Below are 23000 nucleotides of genomic sequence, written 5' to 3'. Positions count from 1 at the left end.
ATAAACCACCAAATACTGAATACATTAGCTAATATGATAATCATTAACAATGTAAGTTCCCATCTTTAAGAGAAATTTTCATTACTTTCAGAGGAAGCACGAAAGGTAGATAAAAACCTCGCTTTTGACTAAGGTTTTCTTTTATAAATCGGGTATACTGGCGACTTTCATCTTTTTCGGGTCTTTGGCAAATTACTGGCATTGACTTTGCTATTGTTCATTTAGGTGCCTTAAAAACGCGACTTAATTACAAAAAATTTGTTTTTATCGCGAAAAACGGCGCCTCAGAGAAAATCTCTTTTATAATCAAAGGGTAATTATAGTGGCTCAATACGTTTATAGTATGTTGCGTGTCGGGAAAATTGTCCCACCCAAACGACATATCCTTAAAAACATTTCACTCAGCTTCTTCCCGGGTGCGAAAATTGGTGTACTGGGTCTAAATGGTGCCGGTAAATCAACATTACTTCGCATTATGGCGGGTATCGATACCGATATTGAAGGTGAAGCACGCCCACAACCTGGTATCAAAATTGGTTATTTACCACAAGAACCAAAATTAAACCCCGAACATACAGTACGTGAAGCCGTTGAAGAAGCCGTTAGCGAACTGAAAAACGCATTAAACCGCCTCGATGAAGTTTATGCTGCTTATGCTGATCCTGATGCTGATTTCGATAAATTAGCTAAAGAACAAGGTCAATTAGAAGCAATTATCCAATCTCATGATGGCCATAACCTTGAAAATCAACTAGAGCGTGCAGCAGAAGCGTTGCGTTTACCTGAATGGGACGCAAAAATTGAGAAACTTTCAGGAGGTGAACGCCGTCGTGTTGCTATCTGCCGTCTTCTGTTAGAAAAACCAGATATGCTGTTATTAGATGAACCAACTAACCACTTAGATGCTGAATCGGTGGCTTGGTTAGAACGCTTCTTACACGATTATGAAGGTACTGTTGTTGCAATCACGCACGACCGTTACTTCCTTGATAACGTCGCGGGTTGGATCTTAGAACTTGACCGTGGTGAAGGTATTCCATGGGAAGGAAACTACTCTTCATGGTTAGAGCAAAAAGATGCGCGTCTAGAGCAAGAAGCCGCAACAGAAGCTGCTCGCCATAAATCAATTCAAAAAGAGCTTGAGTGGATCCGTCAAAATCCTAAAGGTCGTCAAGCAAAAGGCAAAGCACGTCTGGCTCGCTTTGAAGAACTGAATAGCGTTGATTATCAAAAACGTAATGAAACCAGTGAACTCTTTATTCCACCTGGGCCACGTTTAGGGGATAAAGTGTTAGAAATTAATAATCTAACAAAATCTTATGGTGATCGTGTTCTGATTGATGATCTCAGCTTCTCTATCCCTAAAGGTGCTATTGTTGGTATTATCGGCCCTAACGGTGCGGGTAAATCAACGCTATTTCGTATGATCTCAGGTCAAGAACAACCAGACTCAGGTACTTTAGTGCTAGGTGATACTGTTAAGTTAGCATCTGTTGATCAGTTCCGCGACAGCATGGATGATAGTAAAACTGTTTGGGAAGAAGTCTCAGGTGGCCAAGACATTATGCGTATTGGTAACTTTGAAATTCCAAGTCGTGCTTATGTTGGCCGCTTTAACTTTAAAGGCGTTGACCAAGGTAAACGTGTTGGCGAACTTTCTGGTGGTGAACGTGGTCGTTTACACCTTGCTAAACTGCTACAAGTTGGCGGTAACATGTTACTGCTCGATGAACCAACCAACGACCTCGACGTTGAAACCTTACGTGCATTAGAAAATGCGCTGTTAGAGTTCCCTGGTTGCGCCATGGTTATTTCCCATGACCGTTGGTTCCTTGACCGTATTGCCACACATATCATCGATTACCAAGATGAAGGTAAAGTGGAATTCTTCGAAGGTAACTTTACTGAATATGAAGAGTACAAAAAACGTACATTAGGTAACGATGCTATTCAGCCTCGTCGCATGAAGTACAAACGTATGAGTAAATAATCGAATTTATTGACTCTATGCGATAACAAAAAAGCAGAGATTATTCTCTGCTTTTTTGTATTTAGATTATATTTAAATAATTCTTTTATTCTCTTTTATTTAATAAATACTTGTAAATCAGTATTAATTAACTCTCTTGCCTATAATCAAAGCTTAAAGGCGCTGTAAATGAAATACTCCCATTGTCTAAACGATAACTTTCTGGTGCAGGAAATGGCGAAGCCCGTTTAATAGTATTTAACGCTTCTCGATCAAGAATGCGATTACCTGATGATGTTTCCACTTTGGCCTCTAATAATTCACCTTTGGCATTTAACACAATAGAAACCTGTGTCACACCTGTCGCTTTAAAACGTATCGCTGTTCTTGGATAGCGTTTATACATCTCAATATGACTATGTACCAAACTTTCCCACCCCATTTGCCCACTTACGGAAGAAGATGAGAAACTATTAAATTGCGCACTACTGGCTGTACTCGTCCCAGAAATCGGTGCACTCGTTACTTCAGAGGGGGCTTCTGAGATAGGGAGATCATCAGGGACTTTTACTGCAACGGGTTTTGGCTTAACCACTGGCTTTACTTTTGGCTTTTCGGGAATATGTTCATAAGTTCCTTGTTCAACCACCGGCATTTTTGGTAAATCCAATACTTCTTTAATTGGCTCAGGTTCTGTTTCTGCGGGCTCAGGAACAGACATCACTTTTTCAGGCCCAACAGGAACATCTTTTGTTTCTGTCTGAGCTAATTGATAGATACCAAGATCCATTGTCATTGCGGGAGGTAAAACGCCATGACGTTCATCTTTAGAGGTTATCCAGCCAATGGCGATAACGACTAGCGTTGTATGAAATAAAATACTGGCAGTTAATCCACCAAGAGAAAACGACCAACGGCGTTGAAAAGTCGCCGACATACTACTCATAATTCTTGCCTCTGATTTTCTTTCTGATGAATTATAGGCATAATACAAACACAAATGATATTGCTTATTATTAATAATACAATAAAAAATTAGCTTGATAATTATTATAACTTGTTCGCTTGAGAAGCAGTAAGAGCTTATTATTTCACTCTTTTTTAGACACCAGAGAATATGGCTAGCGATAAATCATTGGCACAAAAAATTAGTTGTGCCTATCAATCAACCTATGGACAACTTGTGCGTTTTTTCCACAAACGTACGGGGAATTACCATGATGCGGATGATTTGTCTCAAGATGTGTTTACACTATGGTTAAACAGAAAAGAACAAACACCGGTGCAACAACAGCGTGCTTTTCTGTTTAAAATAGCGAACCATGTTTTGATTGACCATTGGAGAAAAAATCAAAAGCAAAAAGATATCTATCAGGATGATTATCAATTAGATGATGTTGCTCAAAATTATACAACTGAGCTCGATCCTGGGTATGTCCTAGAGCATCAACAACGTTTAGATCTACTTAGTGAAGCAATTGCAACATTGCCCCCACGCCGACGAGAAGCGTTTATTCTTTATCGTTTTGATGGTTTATCACAAAGCGAAATTGCAGAACAAATGGAAATCTCAATCAGTATGGTGGAAAAACATATTGCAGCTGCGCTATTACATTGCAAAAGATACGTCGATGCAGGACAGGAGAAATGCACGAATGATGAGTAAGCCGGAAAAAAACATACCGGAAACTAAACCTCATACAAATGAGGAAACCGCTCCTCTTTTCTTAGGAGCTGATGATGAATTACTCAATGATTCTATTGACGAGCAAGCAGCCCTTTGGTTCACCCGACAACACAGCCAAAGGATGACCCCCAAACAACGCCAAGAATTTAAAGACTGGATAGAAAATGATGTCAATCAGCAAGCGTATCAAGATATTGCGGGTATTTGGCGTCAATGTGATGCATTATCACGACCAACAATAACTACTGTTGAAAAGAAAAAACGTTCTCTTTGGCGCCCCGTCATCCACACTACCGCAACTTTTTGCCTACTCACTGTTTTATATCTCCCTTATAGTCATTTACCCGCATTACTAATGGATAATATGACGCTTGCAACCAGCGACTTACCAAAAGAAATGACTTTAGCTGATGGCTCTCAAGTCTACTTAGACAGAAATACACAAGTCAGAGTCGCTTATGTACAAGAAGAAAGACGATTATGGCTAGATAAAGGTCAAGCTTATTTCAAAGTAAAATCAAATCCTTATCGTCCATTCTATGTACAAGCAGACTCACGATTAATCAAAGTTGTTGGTACTGAATTCGAAGTCAATCGCTATAATAACAACCAAATTAATGTTGCAGTACATGAAGGGATCGTTGAAGTAAAAGCAACTCCTAAATCTTCTCCAGCTTTTTTGTATGCCGGTTCTCAGGCCACCAGCAAATTAGACAACGATAGTTTTGTTATCTCTTCGGTTAATATTGATGCCGTAGGAAGTTGGCGTTTTGGTCAACTGCATTTCTTTGAACAACCATTGAATGAAGTGATAACTAAACTCAAACCTTACCTTGATATTAATATTCAAATTGCCTCACCCGATATTGCCAAAATGAAAGTCTCTGGTGTTGCCAATATTAGCGATGCAAAAGGCTTTATTACTGCAATCCCACTTATATTGCCGGTTAATGTCGTTTTCACCGATAAAAATAATGCGTTAATTATCAATAAGTAAAAATAAATATGAAAAATATTCTTTTTTGCATGTGAGGATAATTCTCATTTCCACCTCTTCTTTAGTAACAACAATTATTAAGTTAGTGAATGGGATTGGTGAAATGAAAATGAATAACAAAAAAGAGACCCTTAAGAGGTCTCTGCTAGCGTTACTTATAAGTACCACTATTGCTGTACCTTGTGCTTATGCATCTACCATTTCTGTGGCCTTACCAGAACAGTCTTTGGCTGACTCATTGAGCACTATTGCAAAACAAGGACAAGTCCAAATTTTATTTGATGCAAATTCGGTCAAAAATCTACGTGCTCCAGCACTTTCTGGTCAATTTGACACTCAAACTGCATTACAAAAAGTTTTAATAGGTAGTGGGTTAGACATTATTCCACAAGGAAGTGGATTTGTTATTCGCCCTCTCGTAACGACTAACGCGATTATTATTCCTGAAGTAAAAGTCACGGGTGTCGGTAGTACTTATCATCCTGCTACCGATGTTGTTTCAGCACCTCAATACCTCACGTCAGAAGAGATAAAACAGCGTAATACCGGTGATGGCAACATCACTGACTTACTAAAAAGTAACCCCGCAGTTCAATTCTCCAATAATGACAGCACGTCAATGAATCAGGGTGAAATTAAACCTTCACGTATTTCTATTCATGGTTCTAGCAGTTATCAAAACTCTTATAAACTTGATGGTGTCAGTTTTAACAATGACTTTGATCCGGCTAATTCAGGTAATGGTGAAACCAATACTCGAGTGACCAGTGATGAACAAGGGATGTACCTTGATAGTCGTTTAATTGATAGCGTCACGGTTTACGATAACAATATTCCTGTTGAATTTGGCGGGTTTACAGGAGGCACCGTTGATGTGCAAAGTCGTCGCTGGTCTGGTGAAACTCATGCTAATGCTTATTACCGCACAACGCGCTCAAGTTGGAATAATATTTTTACTGATCCAAAACTAAATTTTGATACAGCCAATAATGATTTTAGTAATCCTGCCCGTTTCCAGAAAAAATACGACAAACAAAACTTTGGTGGTTGGTTTGAAACAGGGTTAACTGAGCATACAGGTTTAATATTCTCTGCTTCTCGCCGTGAATCAACCATTCCGATGATGATGAGTAGTGCGGGTGGTTTTATTCACACACCTGACTATCAATTAGAACAAGTTGAACAAAACGCAGGTTATCGCGACCAAACTCGTACTTCAGATAACTATTTTATTAAATATTCTTGGGATATTTCAGAGACCCAATCTCTTGATTTATCAAGTAATATCGCGCGTTATAAAAGCTATTTATTCTCAGGTTCAGTCTATAACTCAGGCTATGATAATGAGCATAATGGTTTAAGTTTCACTGCGCTTTATAAACATAAATTAGATCTCGGTACATTAGAATTAACAACGGGTTATCAAAAACTAGAAGATAAACGAACGAATGATCAAAATTACTTTATTCGTTTAGATGATGCAATTACTGGTTGGTCAACACCAACAAGTTATAACAGTGGGGGTCAGGGTGATCTAAAGAGTAATCAAGAAACCGTAAGCACTAAAGCGATAATGCGCTTTAACGCGTTCGACTTAGGCTCAACCATACACCAGCCCACAACGGGTTTTGAAGTTGCTCGAACTAAAGGCTCTTATATCAGAGATAAAGATTTTTATAGTTATTTCTATACAGGAATAACTAATCCCGATACAAACGAGTGGAGTGGCGGACGTTCAAATACAACACGCTTCCGATCAGGAAGCCATAGTGCAACCTATACAAACTATGCAATCTATCTTGATGATAATATTCAATATAAACGCTTAACACTGCGTCCTGGTATTCGTTTAGATAGAGATGATTTTGTTCAAAGAAACAATATTTCACCTCGTTTAAGTGGTACTTATGATATTTGGGGCACAGGCAATACGCTCTTAATCGGTGGTGTAAACCGTTACTACGGCCGCTCCATGTTAACTTATGCATTGTATGGGGCACAAAATGCAGGCTTGCAACACTGTTACTTCAATTGCGAATCACCTAATGCCAATTGGAATAACCGTACAGACTTTGACGGTCTAGATTCTTTAAAAACGCCTTACAACGACGAATTCACATTAGGCTTGCAACAAGAAATCGCCTCAACCACTTGGCGTTTACAATACGTTCATCGTAATGGTCGTGATGAAGTGCGTAGTGATACAAAATATCCAGGTAGCACTAATTACGAAAAAATGAATATTCGTGCATTCAATAACAAGGGTCGTAGTTCACACGATACTGTGACTTTATCGGTGAAAAATAGCCAGCCTTGGGAATTAGCACAAGCTGATCATATTTTTAATGCTTCAATAAGTTGGCAACAAAGCAAAACCAATACCCCTAAAGATTCAGGTTATGCTGACTTTAGTCCAAATACTCAAAACGTTAACCGAAACAAAGTGCTATATGACGGAAAAATCATTGATGCCAAAGACTTACCCTCTGGTAACTTCAACTCTCCATTAAAAATCACAGCAGATCTTACGAGTGTTTGGGATGAATGGAATGTGACTTGGTTTAACCAATTACAATGGAATAGCTGGCGCTCTCAAGCAGAAAAAACCAATAACGGCAACCCAATTAAAACACCTGAAGCGGGTTATATTTATGCCTATAAAAAACAGAACTACAGTAGCCGCTTTACTTGGGATACCAAACTAAGCTGGCAACCTGAGTTTGCTCATGGTGTTGGTATGTCAATTGAAGTTAACAACGTATTAAATACTCGAAACGTTGCTGATCACTTTACTTACAAAGATAAAGAATACAAATCGTATGAACCAGGTCGTCAGTTCTGGTTACAAGTCAGCTACGACTATTAATAAATTGCCGAAGTTGAAGTTAATGTGAGCAACCAAGTCGATACACAATAAAAAATATGACCAATAAGCAATGAAAACAATAAAACAATTTTTCTATTTAGTTTCACCTTTTTGGGGGCAGCGTGCAGCCCTTTACTGCTGGTGTCTATTGATTGTCTCTTTGACCTTAACCCTGTCATCCGTCTGGTTTAACGTCAAAATGAATGAATGGAATGGCAGTTTCTATAACGCATTACAGCAACTTGATGGACAAGCGCTCTACACACTTCTTCAACAATTTGTCGTTATTATTGCGGGATTAATGACTGTCGTGGTAATGGGTGATTTCTTACGCCAAAAAATGGTTATTCGCTGGCGAGAAGGCATGACTGAACAAGTCCTCGGTCGCTGGTTATCAAAAAACAGTAAACACTACATGTTAAGACTGACGTCTCAAGAGCCTGATAACCCGGATCAGCGTATTGCAGAAGATATTCGTTTACTAATTGAATCAACAATGCGCTTAACGGTCACGTTCTTACACTCGTTACTCACACTTATCTCTTTTGCTACCATTCTTTGGTCATTGTCTGGTGCCATTTCTTTCACATTAGGGAAGAGTGAGTGGACTATTCCTGGGTATATGTTTTGGGCTTGCATTATCTATACCATTATCGGGATCACCATTACGCAGTTTATTGGCTCCCCCTTGCGTAAGATTAATATGGATAAACAGCGCAAAGAGGCTGATTACCGTACTGCTCTCATCACCCGTAAACAACATGGTGATGCAATTGCAGGTCAGAGGGGTGAAATGAGCGATCGTAATGAATTAATGGGTCGTTTTTTAGGGGTTATTCGTAACTGGAACAACCTCATTCGCTACGAAAGAAATCTTGCATTCTTTACTGTGGGCTATCAACAAGCGACTGCAATGGCACCGATTATTTTTGCCTTACCTAAATTCCTTGCTGGCGAATTAATGCTAGGGGGATTAATGCAATTAAGACAAGCATTCTCTAGTGTTGCAGGTGCATTAAGCTGGTTTATTTTCTCTTATAAAGAGATTGCCGCATGGCAGGCAACGGTGACTCGTCTTTATAACTTCGTGGTACTTTTAGAGCATGATCATGAGCCAGAAATCACCGATTTAAATGATAAACAGACTAAATTGAAAGCCAACCTTTCTCTGTTTATGCAAGATGACAGCCTGTTAATCCAAGATATTAACTTCTCTGTAAAAGCAGGTGAGTTAACCGTTATTGAAGGTTGCTCTGGTTTAGGTAAATCAACACTGCTTAGAGCATTAAGTGGGCATTGGCCTTATTTCAAAGGGGAAATTCAACGTTCACCAAATGTGTGTTGGATCCCACAACGTATGTATCTGCCTTTTGCTCGTTTAGACAGTTTGCTCGCTTATCCTTGTCAGCCTAATCAATTCTCCACTAAAGAGTATGAAGAAGTACTTCATTTGGTGGGCTTAGACAAAATAAAAAACCAACTTTCACTGGAAACGGATTGGACAACACGTCTATCAGGCGGTGAGCAACAACGTCTTATTTTTGCCCGTTTATTGCTCAATAAACCTGATCTTATTTTATTAGATGAAACCACCTCTGCACTTGATGAACAAAATGCATTGAATATGTTGCAGTTGCTAAAACAACATCTGCCAACTACAGGTATTGCCTTAGTGAGCCACCAACGCTTTACACATGTGATTGCAGATAATGTGATTTCACTCAAAGCCCCTACCGAGTCCTCCTCTCAACCTGCTGGAGTTACCGAATATGTATCGTAAATTACTGATTATTTCAGTCAGTCTTTCACTTTTAGGTTGTGCGACAAGCACCTCGAATCAAAATGACAAAAGCACGCTATTGCTGCGTCCTGATATTCGCCATTTTACCCTAGATAATGGTTTAGAGGTCTACTTACTGCAACGCCCACAAACAGGTGTTGAAATGCGTCTTTTGGTAAAAAGTGGTTCTGTTCAAGAAGATGAAAAACAGCTTGGTTTTTCACACTTTACTGAACATATGGCATTTAAAGGGACAACTCATTTTCCGGGAACTACGGGCTTTAAACAGCTTGAAAGCCTAGGCATGAAATTAGGTAGTCATGTTAATGCCGCGACAAGCTTAAATGCGACGACCTATAAACTGTCATTGCCGAATGCAAACCCGATCCAGATTAAAACAGGGTTAAGGATCTTATCAGACTGGGCATTTGAAATGACATTTGACCCTATTGAATTTGATAAAGAGCGCCCTGTTATTGTTGAAGAGTGGCGTTTACGCCAAGGTATCGGTTTTCGTATTAACCGTCAGTTAGAAGAATTGCGTTATTACGGTAGTCGTTATTTGGAACGTGATCCTATTGGTGATTTGGAAATCGTTAAGCACGGCGATGTCAAAGATGCCAAACGCTATTATGATACTTGGTATCAACCAGAAAGAATGACATTAGTGCTGGTCGGTAACTTTAATCAAGGTGACGCTATTGCGGATATTAAACAACTATTTAATGCTAAAAATAGCGAGAATAAAGGCATTGACTCACCATCTTGGCACAATTTTATTGACCATAAAGATCTACTGGTTAAAACGATTTTCGACAAAGAGCAAGGTTCACGTATCTTACAGTTCACCTTGCAACGTACTTTGCCCGCCCCTTTAAACAGTCGCCAGGGCCAATATGAAGATTTAATGGATTCATTATGGTTATCAATTTTAAATCAACGCTTCTCTACTATCGTTGATAATGGCTTAATTACCTCTATTAGTGCGAATACGCAAGGCGCAATGCTGAACTCTCGTCGTTCACAACAATTGATGATTGCGCACCCTAAAGGCAATGATTATCAAGGTGCATTAGATATCTTATTTACAGAAGTTCAACGCCTAGCCTCTGTTCCAGTAACTCAAGAAGAGTTAGATAATGCCCGTAACGCAATGCTAAAACGTCTAAGCCAACAAGCCACGGGTGAAGAGCATTATGAGCACAATTATTTAGCCAACCAAATCACAACGGCAATTGAATTGGAGATGCCAATTCAAACTAAAAAACAGGCGCTAAATTTAAGTTATCAATTAATCAATAAAGTCACACCTGAAACATTATCAGCTTATTTTGCTCAATACCTAAAACAATCATCACCACGAGTTGCCGTCATTGGCCCTGATAGTGATGCTAATTTGTTTAATGCAACCAAAGTCGCACAACGCTGGCAAGAAATTAGACAATCAAACCTAGGGGCATTTACGTTAAAAACGCAAGCTGTTGTGTTAGATATTAAACCTGAACTCACAGGTTCAATTATTTCAACACAATCATTGCCGATTGAAAAAACACAAGAATGGACACTGAGCAATAACGTAAAAGTGATTGTAAAAAATGACAATTATCTTAAAGATAATATTCAGGTTTCTCTGCGTATTCCAGGAGGCTCATCACTTGAAACGAATCAAAGCTTAGGTATGGTGCAGTGGGCATTAAAATTACCTGAAGTAAGTGGATACGGTCATTATAATGCACGTGAATTAGCGTTATTTACCAAACAACACCAAATTAGTTTACGTCCTTACAGTGAACTGTTATTCCATGGTTTCCGTGGCGAAGCCCCGATTGACGAATTAGAAACCTTACTCACATTAATGCATCTAAAAATAACTTCTCCACAGTTTAATGGTGAGAAGTTAGAGCAACAGAAGCAAGCCATGGCATTAGGTATTTCAAAAACACCTGTTGAACGCACATTCTTAGATAATATCAATAAAGAAAGTTATCAAAATGGTGAGCGTCTAATCGTTTCGCCTCAAGGAGCTTGGAAACAGTTTACAGCTCAACAATTAAAACAAACCAACCAAATGATTTTAGGGCAACCTGCTGATATGACATTAGTTATCAGTGGCTCTGTCAATATTAATCAGATAAAACCGCTGATTGAGCGCTGGGTTGCCAGCCTGCCAACACGCTCTGAACAACGTCTATTCTGGGCAGATCCAGCCATTAATCCAAAGCTGACTTCCTTTAGCAAAACATATCCTATCGCAAGCAGTGATAAGAGTATGGTAAGTATTCAATATGCAGCGCCTGCTCAATGGTCACAACAACAGGTGCTGGCACTGAATTTACTAGATACCGTCGTTAGTCAACGCTTAAGACTTAACTTACGCGAACAAGCAGGTGGAATTTACTCACTGGGTTTTTCTGAAATACTCACAAAATTACCGACAAGTTACTACGCAGGTCGTTTAAATTTTACCGCATCACCAGAACGTGCTGATGAACTTATCACTTTAGCTCGTAAAGTCGTCAACGAAGTTAAGCGATCAGGTATTACAGAGAAAGAGTTACAAGAGGCTAAAAATATCTGGCTAACTGAAAATTCACAGGTCAATGACAGTGCAAGTTATTGGACAGAGGCCCTTGCACAAGTCGCAACCGATGACAAACAATATCAGCGTTTACTCACCAATCCAGCCATTATAAAAACATTAAGAGTGAATGATATCAACCAAGTCGCCCGCCAATGGTTAGGAGAAAATGAAAAAGTCTTTAAATTAACACCACCCAATAAAAAATAAGCCTTGAAGAGTGAAAAATAAAACGCCCAGTTTGTTATTAAACTGGGCGCTTATTCATCAAATTTAATCAAGTCACCATAAACACATTCAAGAATACTGACTATAAAATTTATTAATCTTTTTTAACAGCAAAACGGCCACTACCTAAAAACATCACTGCAATCGCAGCAAATAGATAGAAACCAGCACTTTCTGGTGCCCATCCCCCTGTTTTAGGGTTTAATGCAAACAAATCACCAGAATGAACCATGAGTACAGCAACAAACATGGTACCTGCTAAAACCAAAGCAGATACTCGTGTAAATAGACCAATAATCAATAAAATAGGCGCAACAACTTCACCAACCAGCGTACCATAAGCAATAAAAGCAGGTAGATTAAAGTTAGCTAACATTCCCTGAATACCTGCTAATCCACCTGGTTCCATTTTATGAAGACCATGCAACAACATTAAAACACCAAGAGAAACACGTAGTACAAGCTTACCCAAGTCAGAACAGTCAACAAGTTGATTAAATTTATTAATCATAACGTCTCCAAATTCAAAATAATGATGTGTGTTTTTAATACGTATTAATAGGTATTAACCATTATATGATGAATAATTATGAATGAGTGTAGTTTTTATTATCATTATTTGTTCTCATTAATCGATTACTTAGATTATTATCGATTTATAACACCCTAATCACCTTTTCCATGATTAAGATCACAACTTATTAACATAATGAACTCTTAACCTCTCACTTCTCGTTATGCTATAGATATCTCATCTGACCAGTATAAAAAGGGTATCTGATGGCACATTATTCTCACTTATTTTCGCCCCTTGATTTAGGCTTTACTGTACTTAAAAACCGTATTTTAATGGGCTCTATGCATACCGGACTCGAAGAAGATCCTAAAGATGCTCCAAAACTTGCACAGTTTTATGCACAAAGGGCGGCGGCTGGTGTTGCACTCATTGTTACAGGTGGAATATCACCTAATAAGCAGGGTGTATTATTACCCCACGCAGCAACATTGATGTCTGAATGCCAGCTTGCACCACATCAATTGGTGACTGATGCTGTTCATCAGCAAGGTGGTAAAATTGCATTACAGATATTGCATACTGGTCGCTATAGCTATCAACCTGATTTAGTTGCACCAAGTGCAATTCAATCCCCGATCACCCCGTTTATGCCGAGAGCAATGAGTCATGAACAAATAGAACAAACTATTGATGATTACATTCGTTGTGCGCAATTAGCTCAAAAAGCAGGTTATGACGGTGTTGAAATTATGGGTTCTGAAGGCTATTTAATTAATCAGTTTTTAGTTAATCATACCAACCAGCGAGACGATCAATGGGGGGGAAATATTGAAAATCGTTGTCGTTTCCCCTTACGTATTCTTAAAGGTATAAAAAAAGCGGTGGGTGAAAAATTTATTATTATTTACCGCCTTTCTATGTTGGATTTAATTAAAGATGGTTCAGATGCATCAGAGGTACTCTATCTAGCCAACGCCATTGAAAAAGCGGGTGCAACCATGATCAATACGGGGATCGGCTGGCACGAGGCACGTATCCCAACAATTGCTACCATGGTGCCAAGAGGTCAATTTGCCAATGTAACACGTGAACTAATGGGAAAAGTGAATATTCCTCTCATCACCTCAAACCGTATTAACACCCCACAAACGGCAGAAGCTATTTTGGCTGAAGGCTGTGCCGATATGGTTTCAATGGCACGCCCTTTCCTCGCAGATCCAGAATTTGTCCTTAAAGCCCAACAAGGGCGTGAAGATGAGATAAATACCTGTATTGCCTGTAATCAAGCCTGCCTTGATGAAATATTTTCAGGCCAACCAGCCACTTGCTTAGTCAATCCTTTTGCTTGTCGAGAAACCGAGCTCTTAATTATCCCAACTCAACAACCTAAAAAGTTAGCTGTTGTCGGTGCAGGGCCTGCCGGATTATCTTTTGCTATAACAGCGGCAAAACGAGGTCACCATGTCACACTTTTTGAAAAAGAAGATGCGATTGGTGGGCAACTCAATATTGCCAGACAAATTCCTGGCAAAGAAGAATTTCAAGAAACCTTGCGCTACTTTAAACGACAACTACAACTCACTGGGGTGATTGTTAAAAATAATACCGAAGCCACTCCTCATCACCTGGTAAACTTTGATGAAGTTATTTTAGCCAGTGGTGTAACTCCACACAGCCCTAACATTACCGGCCAAGAGAATGAGATTGTTAAAACTTACCTTGATGTGTTAAAGCACCATCAAGCTGTAGGTAAAAATGTGGTGATCATTGGTAGCGGAGGTATTGGTTTTGATACCGGCCTTTATCTTACGCAAAAAGGCCAATGCAGTAGCCTAAGCCCGTGTGCTTTTAATAAAGAATGGGGTATTGATCCGACACTTTCTTATCGTGGTGGTATAAAACCTGCAACCCCCAAAAAAGATGATAATAAACAAATTATTATGACACAACGTAAAGCAGGCAAAATAGGGCTAAATTTAGGTAAAACAACGGGGTGGATACATCGTTTAACACTTGAAAATAAAGGTGTTAACTTCTTAACTCATTGTGCTTATCAAAAAATCACCTCTGAAGGGCTTTATATTGAACAAGAGGGAAAACAACAACTTATTCCCGCAGATAATATTATCTTGTGTACAGGGCAACGCGCTTACCATCCATTACTTGCTCCTTTAGAAAGTGACAATAAAAAAGTTCATCTTATTGGTGGTGCCAAAGATGCCAGTGCATTAGATGCAAAACGTGCTATTAGGCAAGGAACAGAATTAGCGCTCGATATTTAATATCTTTTTCAATGTCTGAGTAAAAAGAAACCCCACATAAAAATGTGGGGTTCTTTTTTTATTATTAATTATTATTTTTTACTACTCTTCCTGTCTTACTACTTACCCATTTTACCCATTATTTTTTTCAGTTAATGGATTATCTGAAATACGGTTATCTTCAGCAATACAGACGGTTGCCGTAAAAAGAACATCGGTTGATGAGTTAAGTGCTGTTTCTGCTGAATCTTGTAATACACCAATCATCACACCCACAGCAACCACTTGCATCGCGATATCATTGCTAATACCAAACATGCTACAAGCCAATGGAATTAACAGTAAAGATCCCCCTGCAACACCTGATGCACCACAAGCACAAACAGCAGCAACAAGACTTAATAACAATGCCGTAGGCACATCAACAGACATACCCAATGTATTTACCGCGGCTAATGTCAAAATAGTAATGGTGATTGCGGCTCCGCCCATATTGATTGTCGCACCTAATGGAATTGAAACAGAATAAGTATCTTCGTTTAAATTCATGCGACGGCACATCGCCATATTCACAGGAATATTTGCCGCTGAGCTACGTGTAAAGAAGGCGGTGACGCCACTTTCACGCAAACATGCCCATACTAATGGATATGGGTTACTGCGGATTTTCCAAAATACAATCAGTGGATTCACGACTAAAGCAACAAATAGCATACTGCCAATCAACACCACCAGAACATGTAAATAACCGGCTAAAACTTCAAAACCTGTTGTTGCTATCGTTGATGATACCAACCCAAAAATACCAATAGGCGCTAGACGAATAACAACACGTACAACATTTGTTACAGCGTCAGCTAAATCTTGCGTTAATGCTTTTGTAGTATCACTTGCATGGCGTAATGCCAAACCTAAACCAATAGACCATGCTAAGATCCCCATATAGTTACCATTGATAAGTGCATCAACAGGGTTAGCAACCACATTAATTAACACCCCTTTGAGTACCTCCGCGATATTTTCAGGTGGAGTTAATTGCGATTCGTTGACCACTAGTGTTAAAACAGATGGGAACATAAAACTTGCAAAAACTGCCGTTAAAGAAGCAAAGAACGTTGCTAATAGATATAAAATTAATACAGGGCGAATATTCGATTTTTGCCCTTGGCGATGATTTGCAATCGAAGCCATTACCAGAACCCAGACTAACACTGGCGCCACGGCTTTCAGCGCACTAATAAACAGAGTACCTAACAAGCTCATCATCTTGGCAACTTCTGGTGCTAACCAAGCGAGTAAGATCCCTGCAACTAAACCAATGAGTATTTGTTTGACGAGGCTTCCCCTAAAGAACAGGCTGAAGACTCTGGATTGTTGTTTATCCATAGCTATTCCATTACTTAAAATAATATTTAAAAAAGGCATTTTTGAGTGTTTGCAATGCCAGTATAAGGAATTGAATCGCGCTGAAAAGCTGATTATGCAAAATATACAGCATTAATCATCATTGTTAACAAATAAATAACATATCTGTGATCATAATAGGATTTTGTTCTTTTTAGTATACCAACCAAAAATGAAAGAAATTATTATTATCAGTAAGTTATACTTACCCAAATACCTTGTTTTTTATTTTTCTTCTCTTCTTTTTTGTTATCTTAATCAACTGATAGTTTTTTTATTAACATAATCACTAACAATCACGCACTCTCTCCAAGCACAATTTGTATAAATAATAAACAAAAAAGATGAATGATTTAAATAAGATAACCTTTTATTTTCTTTCAATTGATATTGAAAATTTATCTTTTTTGATAAAAATAAAATGTGATATTTCTCTTTTTAATATCTTTTCTCTTAAGGTTTTCTTTTAAAAAATCACCTACTCTGAACTCAAAAAGAGATTAAATGTCTATTTTTCAAGATCCCATATCTATGGGTAAGTTGTATCGTAATAGAGTTGAAAAATTTTCTGTCTAGTTTTTCCTGATTTTGTTAGAGTGTTGCTGTTTTAAACAATGAAAAATAGACCCTATGAAGTGGAAAACGGGTAAATTTATTACAACACTTATTGAATTTATATTTACCCCCAAATGACTCAGTTTTAGGAAGCCTTTTATATGGAAATCGTAAGAGAGCTCTTCTTGGCGCTATGGCATCAAGATTACGAAACCTTAGCTAATCCCTCATTAATATGGATTATCTACATTTTGTTATTCACCATACTATTCCTAGAAAACGGAGTATTACCCGCGGCTTTCTTACCAGGAGATAGCTTATTAATTTTAGTGGGTGTGTTAATTGCTAAAGACACAATGGACTTTCCATTAACCTTACTTATTTTAACCGCAGGTGCGAGCCTAGGCTGTTGGTTGGGCTATCTTCAAGGACGATGGCTTGGTAATACAAAGTTAGTACGTAGTTGGCTATCGCATCTACCAGAACATTACCACCAACGTGCACATGGGCTTTTTCATCGTCATGGCTTAGCCGCATTACTTATCGGTCGCTTTTTAGCTTTCGTCAGAACATTGTTGCCAACGATTGCAGGCCTTGCTGGCTTGAATAATACTCGCTTTCAAATTTTCAATTGGCTAAGTGGACTTTTATGGGTTGGTATACTGACCACATTGGGTTATGTATTAGGTAATAGCCCACTATTTCGTCAATATGAACACCATTTAATGAACTTCCTGATGCTATTACCTGTTTGCCTATTAGTAATCGGTTTAATTGGTAGTATCTGGGTTGTAATTAAAAAGAAAAAAAAAGCAAAGGCTTAATCCCTATCAAATAATATCAAGATTTTCTGACTGTCATTACACAGTAAAAAAAGGCCTGTTTCATCTTATTAAACAGGCCTTTTTTCTTCAAATGCTCACTCCTTAATCCCTGTTTCATTCTTTTAATCCCCCTACTTAATTAAGATTTATCTCTTTTTTTTACCATCAAGTCATTATTTAATTTCATTAAGCTGTCAAATTAGTCTATTGTTATAAGTATCACATTCTATCTCTATTAAAGGAGTTACTTATGTCTCATCAACGTTCAAACGAAGATCTGCGTAGTGAATTGAAATCTCTTGCTGATACTCTAGAAGAAGTGCTGAACTCCTCTGCAGATAAATCCAAAGAAGAGCTCCAAAGCCTACGAGCCAAAGCAGAATCTGCCATAAAAGGTTCTCGAGCAAAACTCAGCGATGCAGGCCGAGAAATTGTTGATAACACTAAAGAAATGGCAGGAAAAGCAGATAACTACGTTCGTGAAAATCCATGGACAGGTATTGGTATCGGTGCTGCTGTCGGTGTTGTTCTTGGTGTTCTACTTGCCAAACGATAATTGATAATGAGTGACACGCAAAGACCACAGGGCCCCGCTTCCGGGGTTCTGAATTCTCTCAGTAGAATTGGTGCAATCGTTATAGGCATGATTGAAACTCGCCTACGATTAATTGCCATTGAACTAGAAGAAGAAAAAACAACGTTGATCCAGCTTATTCTCATGACTGGGGTCACCTTGTTACTCACTGCATTTGGTTTAATGAGCTTACTTATACTGGTTTTTTGGGCTATTTCTCCTGAATATCGAATTTATGCTTTAGCTATCACAACGGCTGTTTTACTTATCTGTGCGCTTATTGGCGCCATCATGACATTAAGAAAAGTGCGAAATTCTACCCTGTTAGGCGATACTCGTCAGCAATTAGAATTAGATAAACGTCTTTTGGAGCAATATCATGATGAACAGACAAAATAAACAGGCGATCCTCTCAAGACGTAAAAAGCTGTTGTTGAATAAAATTCAGCAACAGCGCTCTGATTTAGGGCAAAGTACACAAATTTGGCTTGATGTAACAGAGCCTTATGATAAAGCATGGCGCATTTTAGTCTCTTTAAAACCGGCCCTTTTAGTAGGCGCCAGTTTTATGTCGCTTTATAGTATTAAACACCCTAAAAAAATCATACGGTTAGGGCAACGCGCTATCGGTGCATTTGGCTTAATTAGAGCAATACAGAAGTCATTCAAAAAAACCTCAGATTAAACATCAATTTTTTTGTCTATGAATGTTAATTCTTCTTAATATCCTCTTTTTCAATTTCCCATTATTGTATCTCTCACACTGTAGCCGTGGTTATTAATTCTGAAAAAAGAAAATTAACCAACGAAAATACAAATATAAACAGATATAAATTGCAGATAATAGAGTTTGATTAGGAATAAACATCATGAAAAAATTTGAAGACATTGCATTATTAATTGCCCGTATTTTAATGCCAATTTTATTTATCAGCGCAGGCTATGGAAAAATTGGTGGTTACGAAGGTACACAGCAATATATGCAAGCAATGGGCGTTCCCGGTTTCTTATTACCACTGACTATTTTATTAGAATTAGGTGGTGGATTAGCAATCTTATTTGGTTTCTTAACCCGCACCACAGCAATCTTTACTGCGATCTTTACTCTCTTAACCGCGTTACTGTTCCACAGTAATTTTGCTGAAGGCATGAACCAATTAATGTTTATGAAAAACATGACAATTGCAGGCGGATATTTATTACTCGTTGTGACAGGCCCTGGTAAATGGAGTTTAGATCGTATTTTCAATAAAAACTGGTAATAACAAGTTTAGAAACAAAAAAGATCCCTTAGGGGATCTTTTTTGTTTGTTGATAAAGATTTTTTAATTATCTAACAATCACTCTATGGGTGATATTTTTGCCTCTATTTAAAGGGATCTTCTGCGATACACTAAATTTTAGGTGCGCATTTTTTGTCCTTTGAGAATAAAAATCGTAGTTTGCGTATTATTTTGAAAATAGGACTATTTTTTCCTTACAAATCAACGCTATTACAATTTGAAAAAAATACACATTTTGTTACATATTAAAAATCCATGTACATTAGAACTGACTGGCTTTAGCGAGATTTCGGATATTTACGAAAGAGAATGATATAAGTAAATACACTTATTTTAAGAAACGAAAGCAGTAAATAACGTGTGAACAATTATTTTACGCTAAGTCACTTATCCTACGAGGATACAACGTCCTTCTTTTCCGTCACTCCCTTTACTTCCCCTTAAAATTACTTAAGCTACTCTAATCAAATCGCGGTGCACACTGGCTGATTTTTTGAAAAGGACATCAACAATAATAGTTTTGTTGAGAAACAATAACTAATAGTTAATTAAGGACTTGCCATGCCAACTCCCTGCTATATCTCCATTGAAGGAAAAACCCAAGGTAATATTACTGCGGGTGCATTTACGGCTGAATCAGTAGGAAATATTTATGTTCAAGGCCACGAAGATGAAATGCTGGTGCAAGCATTCTCTCATGTAGTGACTGTGCCCACTGATCCACAATCAGGTCAGCCTTCAGGTCAACGTGCACATAAACCTTTCCGTTTTACGGTGGCGTTAAACAAAGCGGTTCCTCTGCTGTATAACGCATTAGCCTCGGGCGAAATGTTGCCAAAAATCACATTAAAATGGTATCGCACCTCGGTTGAAGGGAAGCAAGAGCATTTCTTCACCACCACATTAACTGATGCCACTATCGTCAATATCGATTGCCAAATGCCACACTGCCAAGATCCGACTAAGTCTGACTTCACTCAACTGATCGAAGTGTCTCTTTCTTATCGCAAAATTGATTGGGAACACACCGTTGCAGGCACATCTGGCTCTGACGACTGGCGTGCGCCACTCGAAGGTTAATTCTTCACACTTTATTTATGGGCTCTGTCATGGGCCCATTGTTCTCTGCATTTTTTGTCTTTTTTATTGCGTGTTTGTCACATTTAAATGGGAGCTTTTATGTCAACGAATGACGCTAACAATACCCCTAAACCCCGTTTGGTATTAGATGATCCGACATCATCACCCTCTTTCAAAATAGGGATGACATTCTCTGAACAACAAGCCCGCATTAAAAAATACAGCGAATTACTTGAAACCCTAGGAAAGGGGTTACTTCATACGGGGTTAGTGTTTACTTGCCAAATTGGCGATTTACCTAAAAGCACTTTTCAAGTCACTCAGTTTGATTTAAACGAAGGATTATCAGCGCTTTTCACGCTTTCAATACACGCGGTGAGTGAGCAGCGTGATATTGATTTTGCCAACCAATTAGGTGTGGCTTCATCATTAACCGTCAGTCGTGACGGTAAAACAATCCGCACGGTTCAAGGCTTACTGGCGAGTGCCGAACAAGGCAACACCGACGGCGTTAAAACGTGGTATCAATTTGTTATTCGCCCTGAAATGTGGGTGATGACGCTTAATCAAGACAGCCGTATATTCCAACATAAAACGGTGCCTCAAATTCTTCAGCAATTGCTAGATGAAGCGCATATCAAATATGACAACCAGTTCTATCAACCCGAACTGCATCAAACTCGTCGCTATATCACGCAAAAGCGTGAATCTGCTTATGCTTTCTGGTGTCGTTTAGCGTTTGAAGAAGGGATCAACTTTTGGTTTGAAGAAGGGCCAAAACTGTTTTATAGCGACAATCATTTAGGTATGACGGCGGGGATCACGCTGACGTATAACCCACAAGCGGAAACGGATATTACGGATACCACCGCTACCACATGGCGCTATACCGAACGTTTATGCAGTGATGTGCGTATTGATAAAGACTATAACCCAATACGACCTTCTTATCCGTTATCGCAAAACACAACGGGTGACGTTCATCAGCAACATCCTGTTTTTGAAAGCTATGGCCGTTTTCAAGAAGAGGCAGAAGCTCAGCCATTGAATCAATTGCGTTATGAGCAATCTCAAAATTATCGTCAAACAGGCTCGGCAAGTACCAACTGTTTTGCGTTAATGCCGGGCAAAGTGTTTACCTTAACCCATCATCCAAGTGCACGTATGAATTCACGTTGGCAAGTGATCAGCGTTTCACATCATGGTGTACAACCCTCTGCGGATAACGGTGGCGCAGAGGGATCACCGCACTCATGTATTAAATGATGAATTTCATACCATTAATCATAGTCGTCAGAAAAAGGTGGGTGTCGATCAACAAGAAAAGATTGGTAATGATAAAAGAACAGAAGTAGGTAGAGATCATTACGAAAAAATAGGTCGTAATTCTGTTATTCATATTTCTCAAGATCAAGAAATTCAAATCGATCGAAATAAAACAGAAGTTATTAATAGTAGTAAGAAATCAATTATTTTTGCTGATCAACTTATTCAAATTGGTGGTCAGAAAAAAATAATAGTTGAAGGCAATATGCATGAGGAAATTAAAACTAAATTATTATCACAATCACCACTTTATATTATTCATGCTGAGAAAAAACTGACATTAGCGGGTTCTGGTGGAAGTATTATTATTGACGATATAGGGATCACAATAAAGGCCAAACAACTAAAAATTAATGCTTCATCGGTTAATATTGATGGCGGAGGTGTTGATCAAATAAATGCATTAACAGCTGCAACAGAAGAAGGTGTCCCTTTTTGTGAAGTTTGTGCAAAAATAAAAAAGGAAGCAAAAGATAATGAGTAAAGTATCTCGTTTAGCTTCTATTTTTTATGAATTAAATATTGATAAAGAAAATAAATTAAAAAAAATAACATCGTATTTATTTAATGGCATTCCTTTTTCTCGTTATGGCGATAAACATATTATAAAAGGAAGTGAAGTTATTGATAGCCATGTTTGGACTATTATTGATGCAATAAAACGACCAGATATTGCTATTTTACTTGATATATTTGAAACAGAATACTGTTGCCTTTGGAATGGAAAGAGTGCTGAAAATTATTCTTACTATGCTCCTTATTTAGTTAAGTTAAACTTAGAGCATCCTTTCACCAATTGGCTATTTGATAATAGCATTGAAAACCCCATCGGGATCTATTTATTTTCACGATTTCCTTTAAAAGAATTATCACATCAATTACGTAAGTTTAATCAGGTTTTTGATGAGGAAACAAATAGCTGGTTAATGTTTAGATATTATGATCCCTTAACAGTAAAAAAATTATTACCTTACCTACCGGTTAAGGACTATATCCAATTTATGGATAATATCCTATTTATTTTAGCGGATGATATCAAAGCCAACCAAATTTTAATATTACAATAAGGAT

The 23000-nt window shown here is 38.3% G+C and carries 18 protein-coding genes and 1 pseudogene; 16 read left to right on the top strand and 3 right to left on the bottom strand.

The genetic code is table 11. The features are described 5' to 3' along the window. Window positions 1-322: 322 nt before the first annotated feature. Complete coding sequence (gene ettA, locus GWI97_RS02930) at window positions 323-1990, top strand: energy-dependent translational throttle protein EttA (RefSeq protein ID WP_036932999.1); 1668 nt, start codon at window positions 323-325, stop codon at window positions 1988-1990. A 127-nt stretch (window positions 1991-2117) separates the two neighbouring features. Here the strand turns inward: ettA and GWI97_RS02925 are convergent, their stop codons facing one another. Further along, window positions 2118-2915, bottom strand: coding sequence for an energy transducer TonB (locus GWI97_RS02925; protein WP_036933000.1), 798 nt, complete (start codon window positions 2913-2915; stop codon window positions 2118-2120). A gap of 171 nt (window positions 2916-3086) precedes the next feature. On the opposite strand from GWI97_RS02925, the gene GWI97_RS02920 reads away from it, so the two are divergent. From GWI97_RS02920 to GWI97_RS02900, 5 genes are all read left to right on the top strand, one after another. After that, window positions 3087-3635, top strand: a complete 549-nt coding sequence (locus GWI97_RS02920; RefSeq protein ID WP_036933001.1) for an RNA polymerase sigma factor — start codon at window positions 3087-3089, stop codon at window positions 3633-3635. After that, on the top strand, window positions 3625-4653 hold the full coding sequence (locus tag GWI97_RS02915; protein ID WP_237585077.1) for a FecR family protein: 1029 nt from the start codon (window positions 3625-3627) through the stop codon (window positions 4651-4653). The genes GWI97_RS02920 and GWI97_RS02915 overlap by 11 nt, the downstream gene beginning before the upstream one ends. Before the next feature lie 103 nt (window positions 4654-4756). Beyond that, window positions 4757-7519: a TonB-dependent receptor gene (locus GWI97_RS02910; RefSeq protein WP_123821911.1), complete on the top strand. Its 2763-nt coding sequence runs from the start codon at window positions 4757-4759 to the stop codon at window positions 7517-7519. 70 nt (window positions 7520-7589) lie between these two features. After that, a complete protein-coding gene (locus tag GWI97_RS02905) occupies window positions 7590-9299 on the top strand; it encodes an ABC transporter ATP-binding protein/permease (RefSeq protein WP_036933004.1) in 1710 nt (569 codons plus the stop codon). Continuing rightward, entirely contained in the window at window positions 9289-12087 is a 2799-nt protein-coding gene (locus GWI97_RS02900; RefSeq protein WP_161751833.1) for a M16 family metallopeptidase, read from the top strand. The genes GWI97_RS02905 and GWI97_RS02900 overlap by 11 nt, the downstream gene beginning before the upstream one ends. 112 nt (window positions 12088-12199) lie before the next feature. Here GWI97_RS02900 and GWI97_RS02895 read toward each other — a convergent pair whose 3' ends face one another. Then, entirely contained in the window at window positions 12200-12616 is a 417-nt protein-coding gene (locus GWI97_RS02895; protein ID WP_036933006.1) for a DoxX family protein, read from the bottom strand. 269 nt (window positions 12617-12885) lie between these two features. Between GWI97_RS02895 and GWI97_RS02890 the strand changes: the two genes are divergently transcribed. Beyond that, window positions 12886-14904 carry an oxidoreductase gene (locus GWI97_RS02890; RefSeq protein ID WP_036933007.1) on the top strand — a complete coding sequence of 673 codons (2019 nt, stop codon included), beginning with the start codon at window positions 12886-12888 and terminating at the stop codon, window positions 14902-14904. 111 nt (window positions 14905-15015) lie between these two features. Here GWI97_RS02890 and sstT read toward each other — a convergent pair whose 3' ends face one another. Further along, window positions 15016-16269 (bottom strand): serine/threonine transporter SstT, encoded by a 1254-nt coding sequence (gene sstT / locus GWI97_RS02885; protein ID WP_036933008.1) that lies wholly within the window; start codon window positions 16267-16269, stop codon window positions 15016-15018. A gap of 734 nt (window positions 16270-17003) precedes the next feature. On the opposite strand from sstT, the gene GWI97_RS02880 reads away from it, so the two are divergent. The 9 genes and pseudogenes from GWI97_RS02880 (at window position 17004) to GWI97_RS02840 (ending at window position 22996) form a co-directional block, all read left to right on the top strand. Next, window positions 17004-17666: a DedA family protein gene (locus tag GWI97_RS02880; RefSeq protein ID WP_036933010.1), complete on the top strand. Its 663-nt coding sequence runs from the start codon at window positions 17004-17006 to the stop codon at window positions 17664-17666. 250 nt (window positions 17667-17916) lie between these two features. Next, window positions 17917-18222, top strand: a complete 306-nt coding sequence (locus tag GWI97_RS02875) for a DUF883 family protein (RefSeq protein WP_036933011.1) — start codon at window positions 17917-17919, stop codon at window positions 18220-18222. A gap of 6 nt (window positions 18223-18228) precedes the next feature. Continuing rightward, a complete protein-coding gene (locus GWI97_RS02870; protein ID WP_036933012.1) occupies window positions 18229-18639 on the top strand; it encodes a phage holin family protein in 411 nt (136 codons plus the stop codon). After that, window positions 18620-18925 carry a YqjK-like family protein gene (locus GWI97_RS02865; RefSeq protein WP_224215430.1) on the top strand — a complete coding sequence of 102 codons (306 nt, stop codon included), beginning with the start codon at window positions 18620-18622 and terminating at the stop codon, window positions 18923-18925. The genes GWI97_RS02870 and GWI97_RS02865 overlap by 20 nt, the downstream gene beginning before the upstream one ends. A gap of 184 nt (window positions 18926-19109) precedes the next feature. Next, on the top strand, window positions 19110-19502 hold the full coding sequence (locus GWI97_RS02860; protein ID WP_036933013.1) for a DoxX family protein: 393 nt from the start codon (window positions 19110-19112) through the stop codon (window positions 19500-19502). A gap of 582 nt (window positions 19503-20084) precedes the next feature. Further along, entirely contained in the window at window positions 20085-20603 is a 519-nt protein-coding gene (locus GWI97_RS02855) for an Hcp family type VI secretion system effector (RefSeq protein WP_036933014.1), read from the top strand. A gap of 99 nt (window positions 20604-20702) precedes the next feature. Continuing rightward, window positions 20703-21848: pseudogene (gene tssI / locus GWI97_RS02850) on the top strand (type VI secretion system tip protein TssI/VgrG); the annotation flags it as partial. After that, entirely contained in the window at window positions 21805-22413 is a 609-nt protein-coding gene (locus GWI97_RS02845; RefSeq protein ID WP_442956566.1) for a bacteriophage T4 gp5 trimerisation domain-containing protein, read from the top strand. The pseudogene tssI and the gene GWI97_RS02845, both read left to right, overlap by 44 nt. Further along, window positions 22406-22996 (top strand): DUF4123 domain-containing protein, encoded by a 591-nt coding sequence (locus GWI97_RS02840; RefSeq protein WP_161751831.1) that lies wholly within the window; start codon window positions 22406-22408, stop codon window positions 22994-22996. The genes GWI97_RS02845 and GWI97_RS02840 overlap by 8 nt, the downstream gene beginning before the upstream one ends. Window positions 22997-23000 lie beyond the last annotated feature (4 nt).

It is taken from the genome of Proteus sp. G2300 (assembly GCF_009915965.1).
GTDB lineage: Bacteria > Pseudomonadota > Gammaproteobacteria > Enterobacterales > Enterobacteriaceae > Proteus > Proteus vulgaris.
Note: the sequence above shows the minus strand (reverse complement) of the source record. Positions and strands in the feature narration are given on the sequence as shown.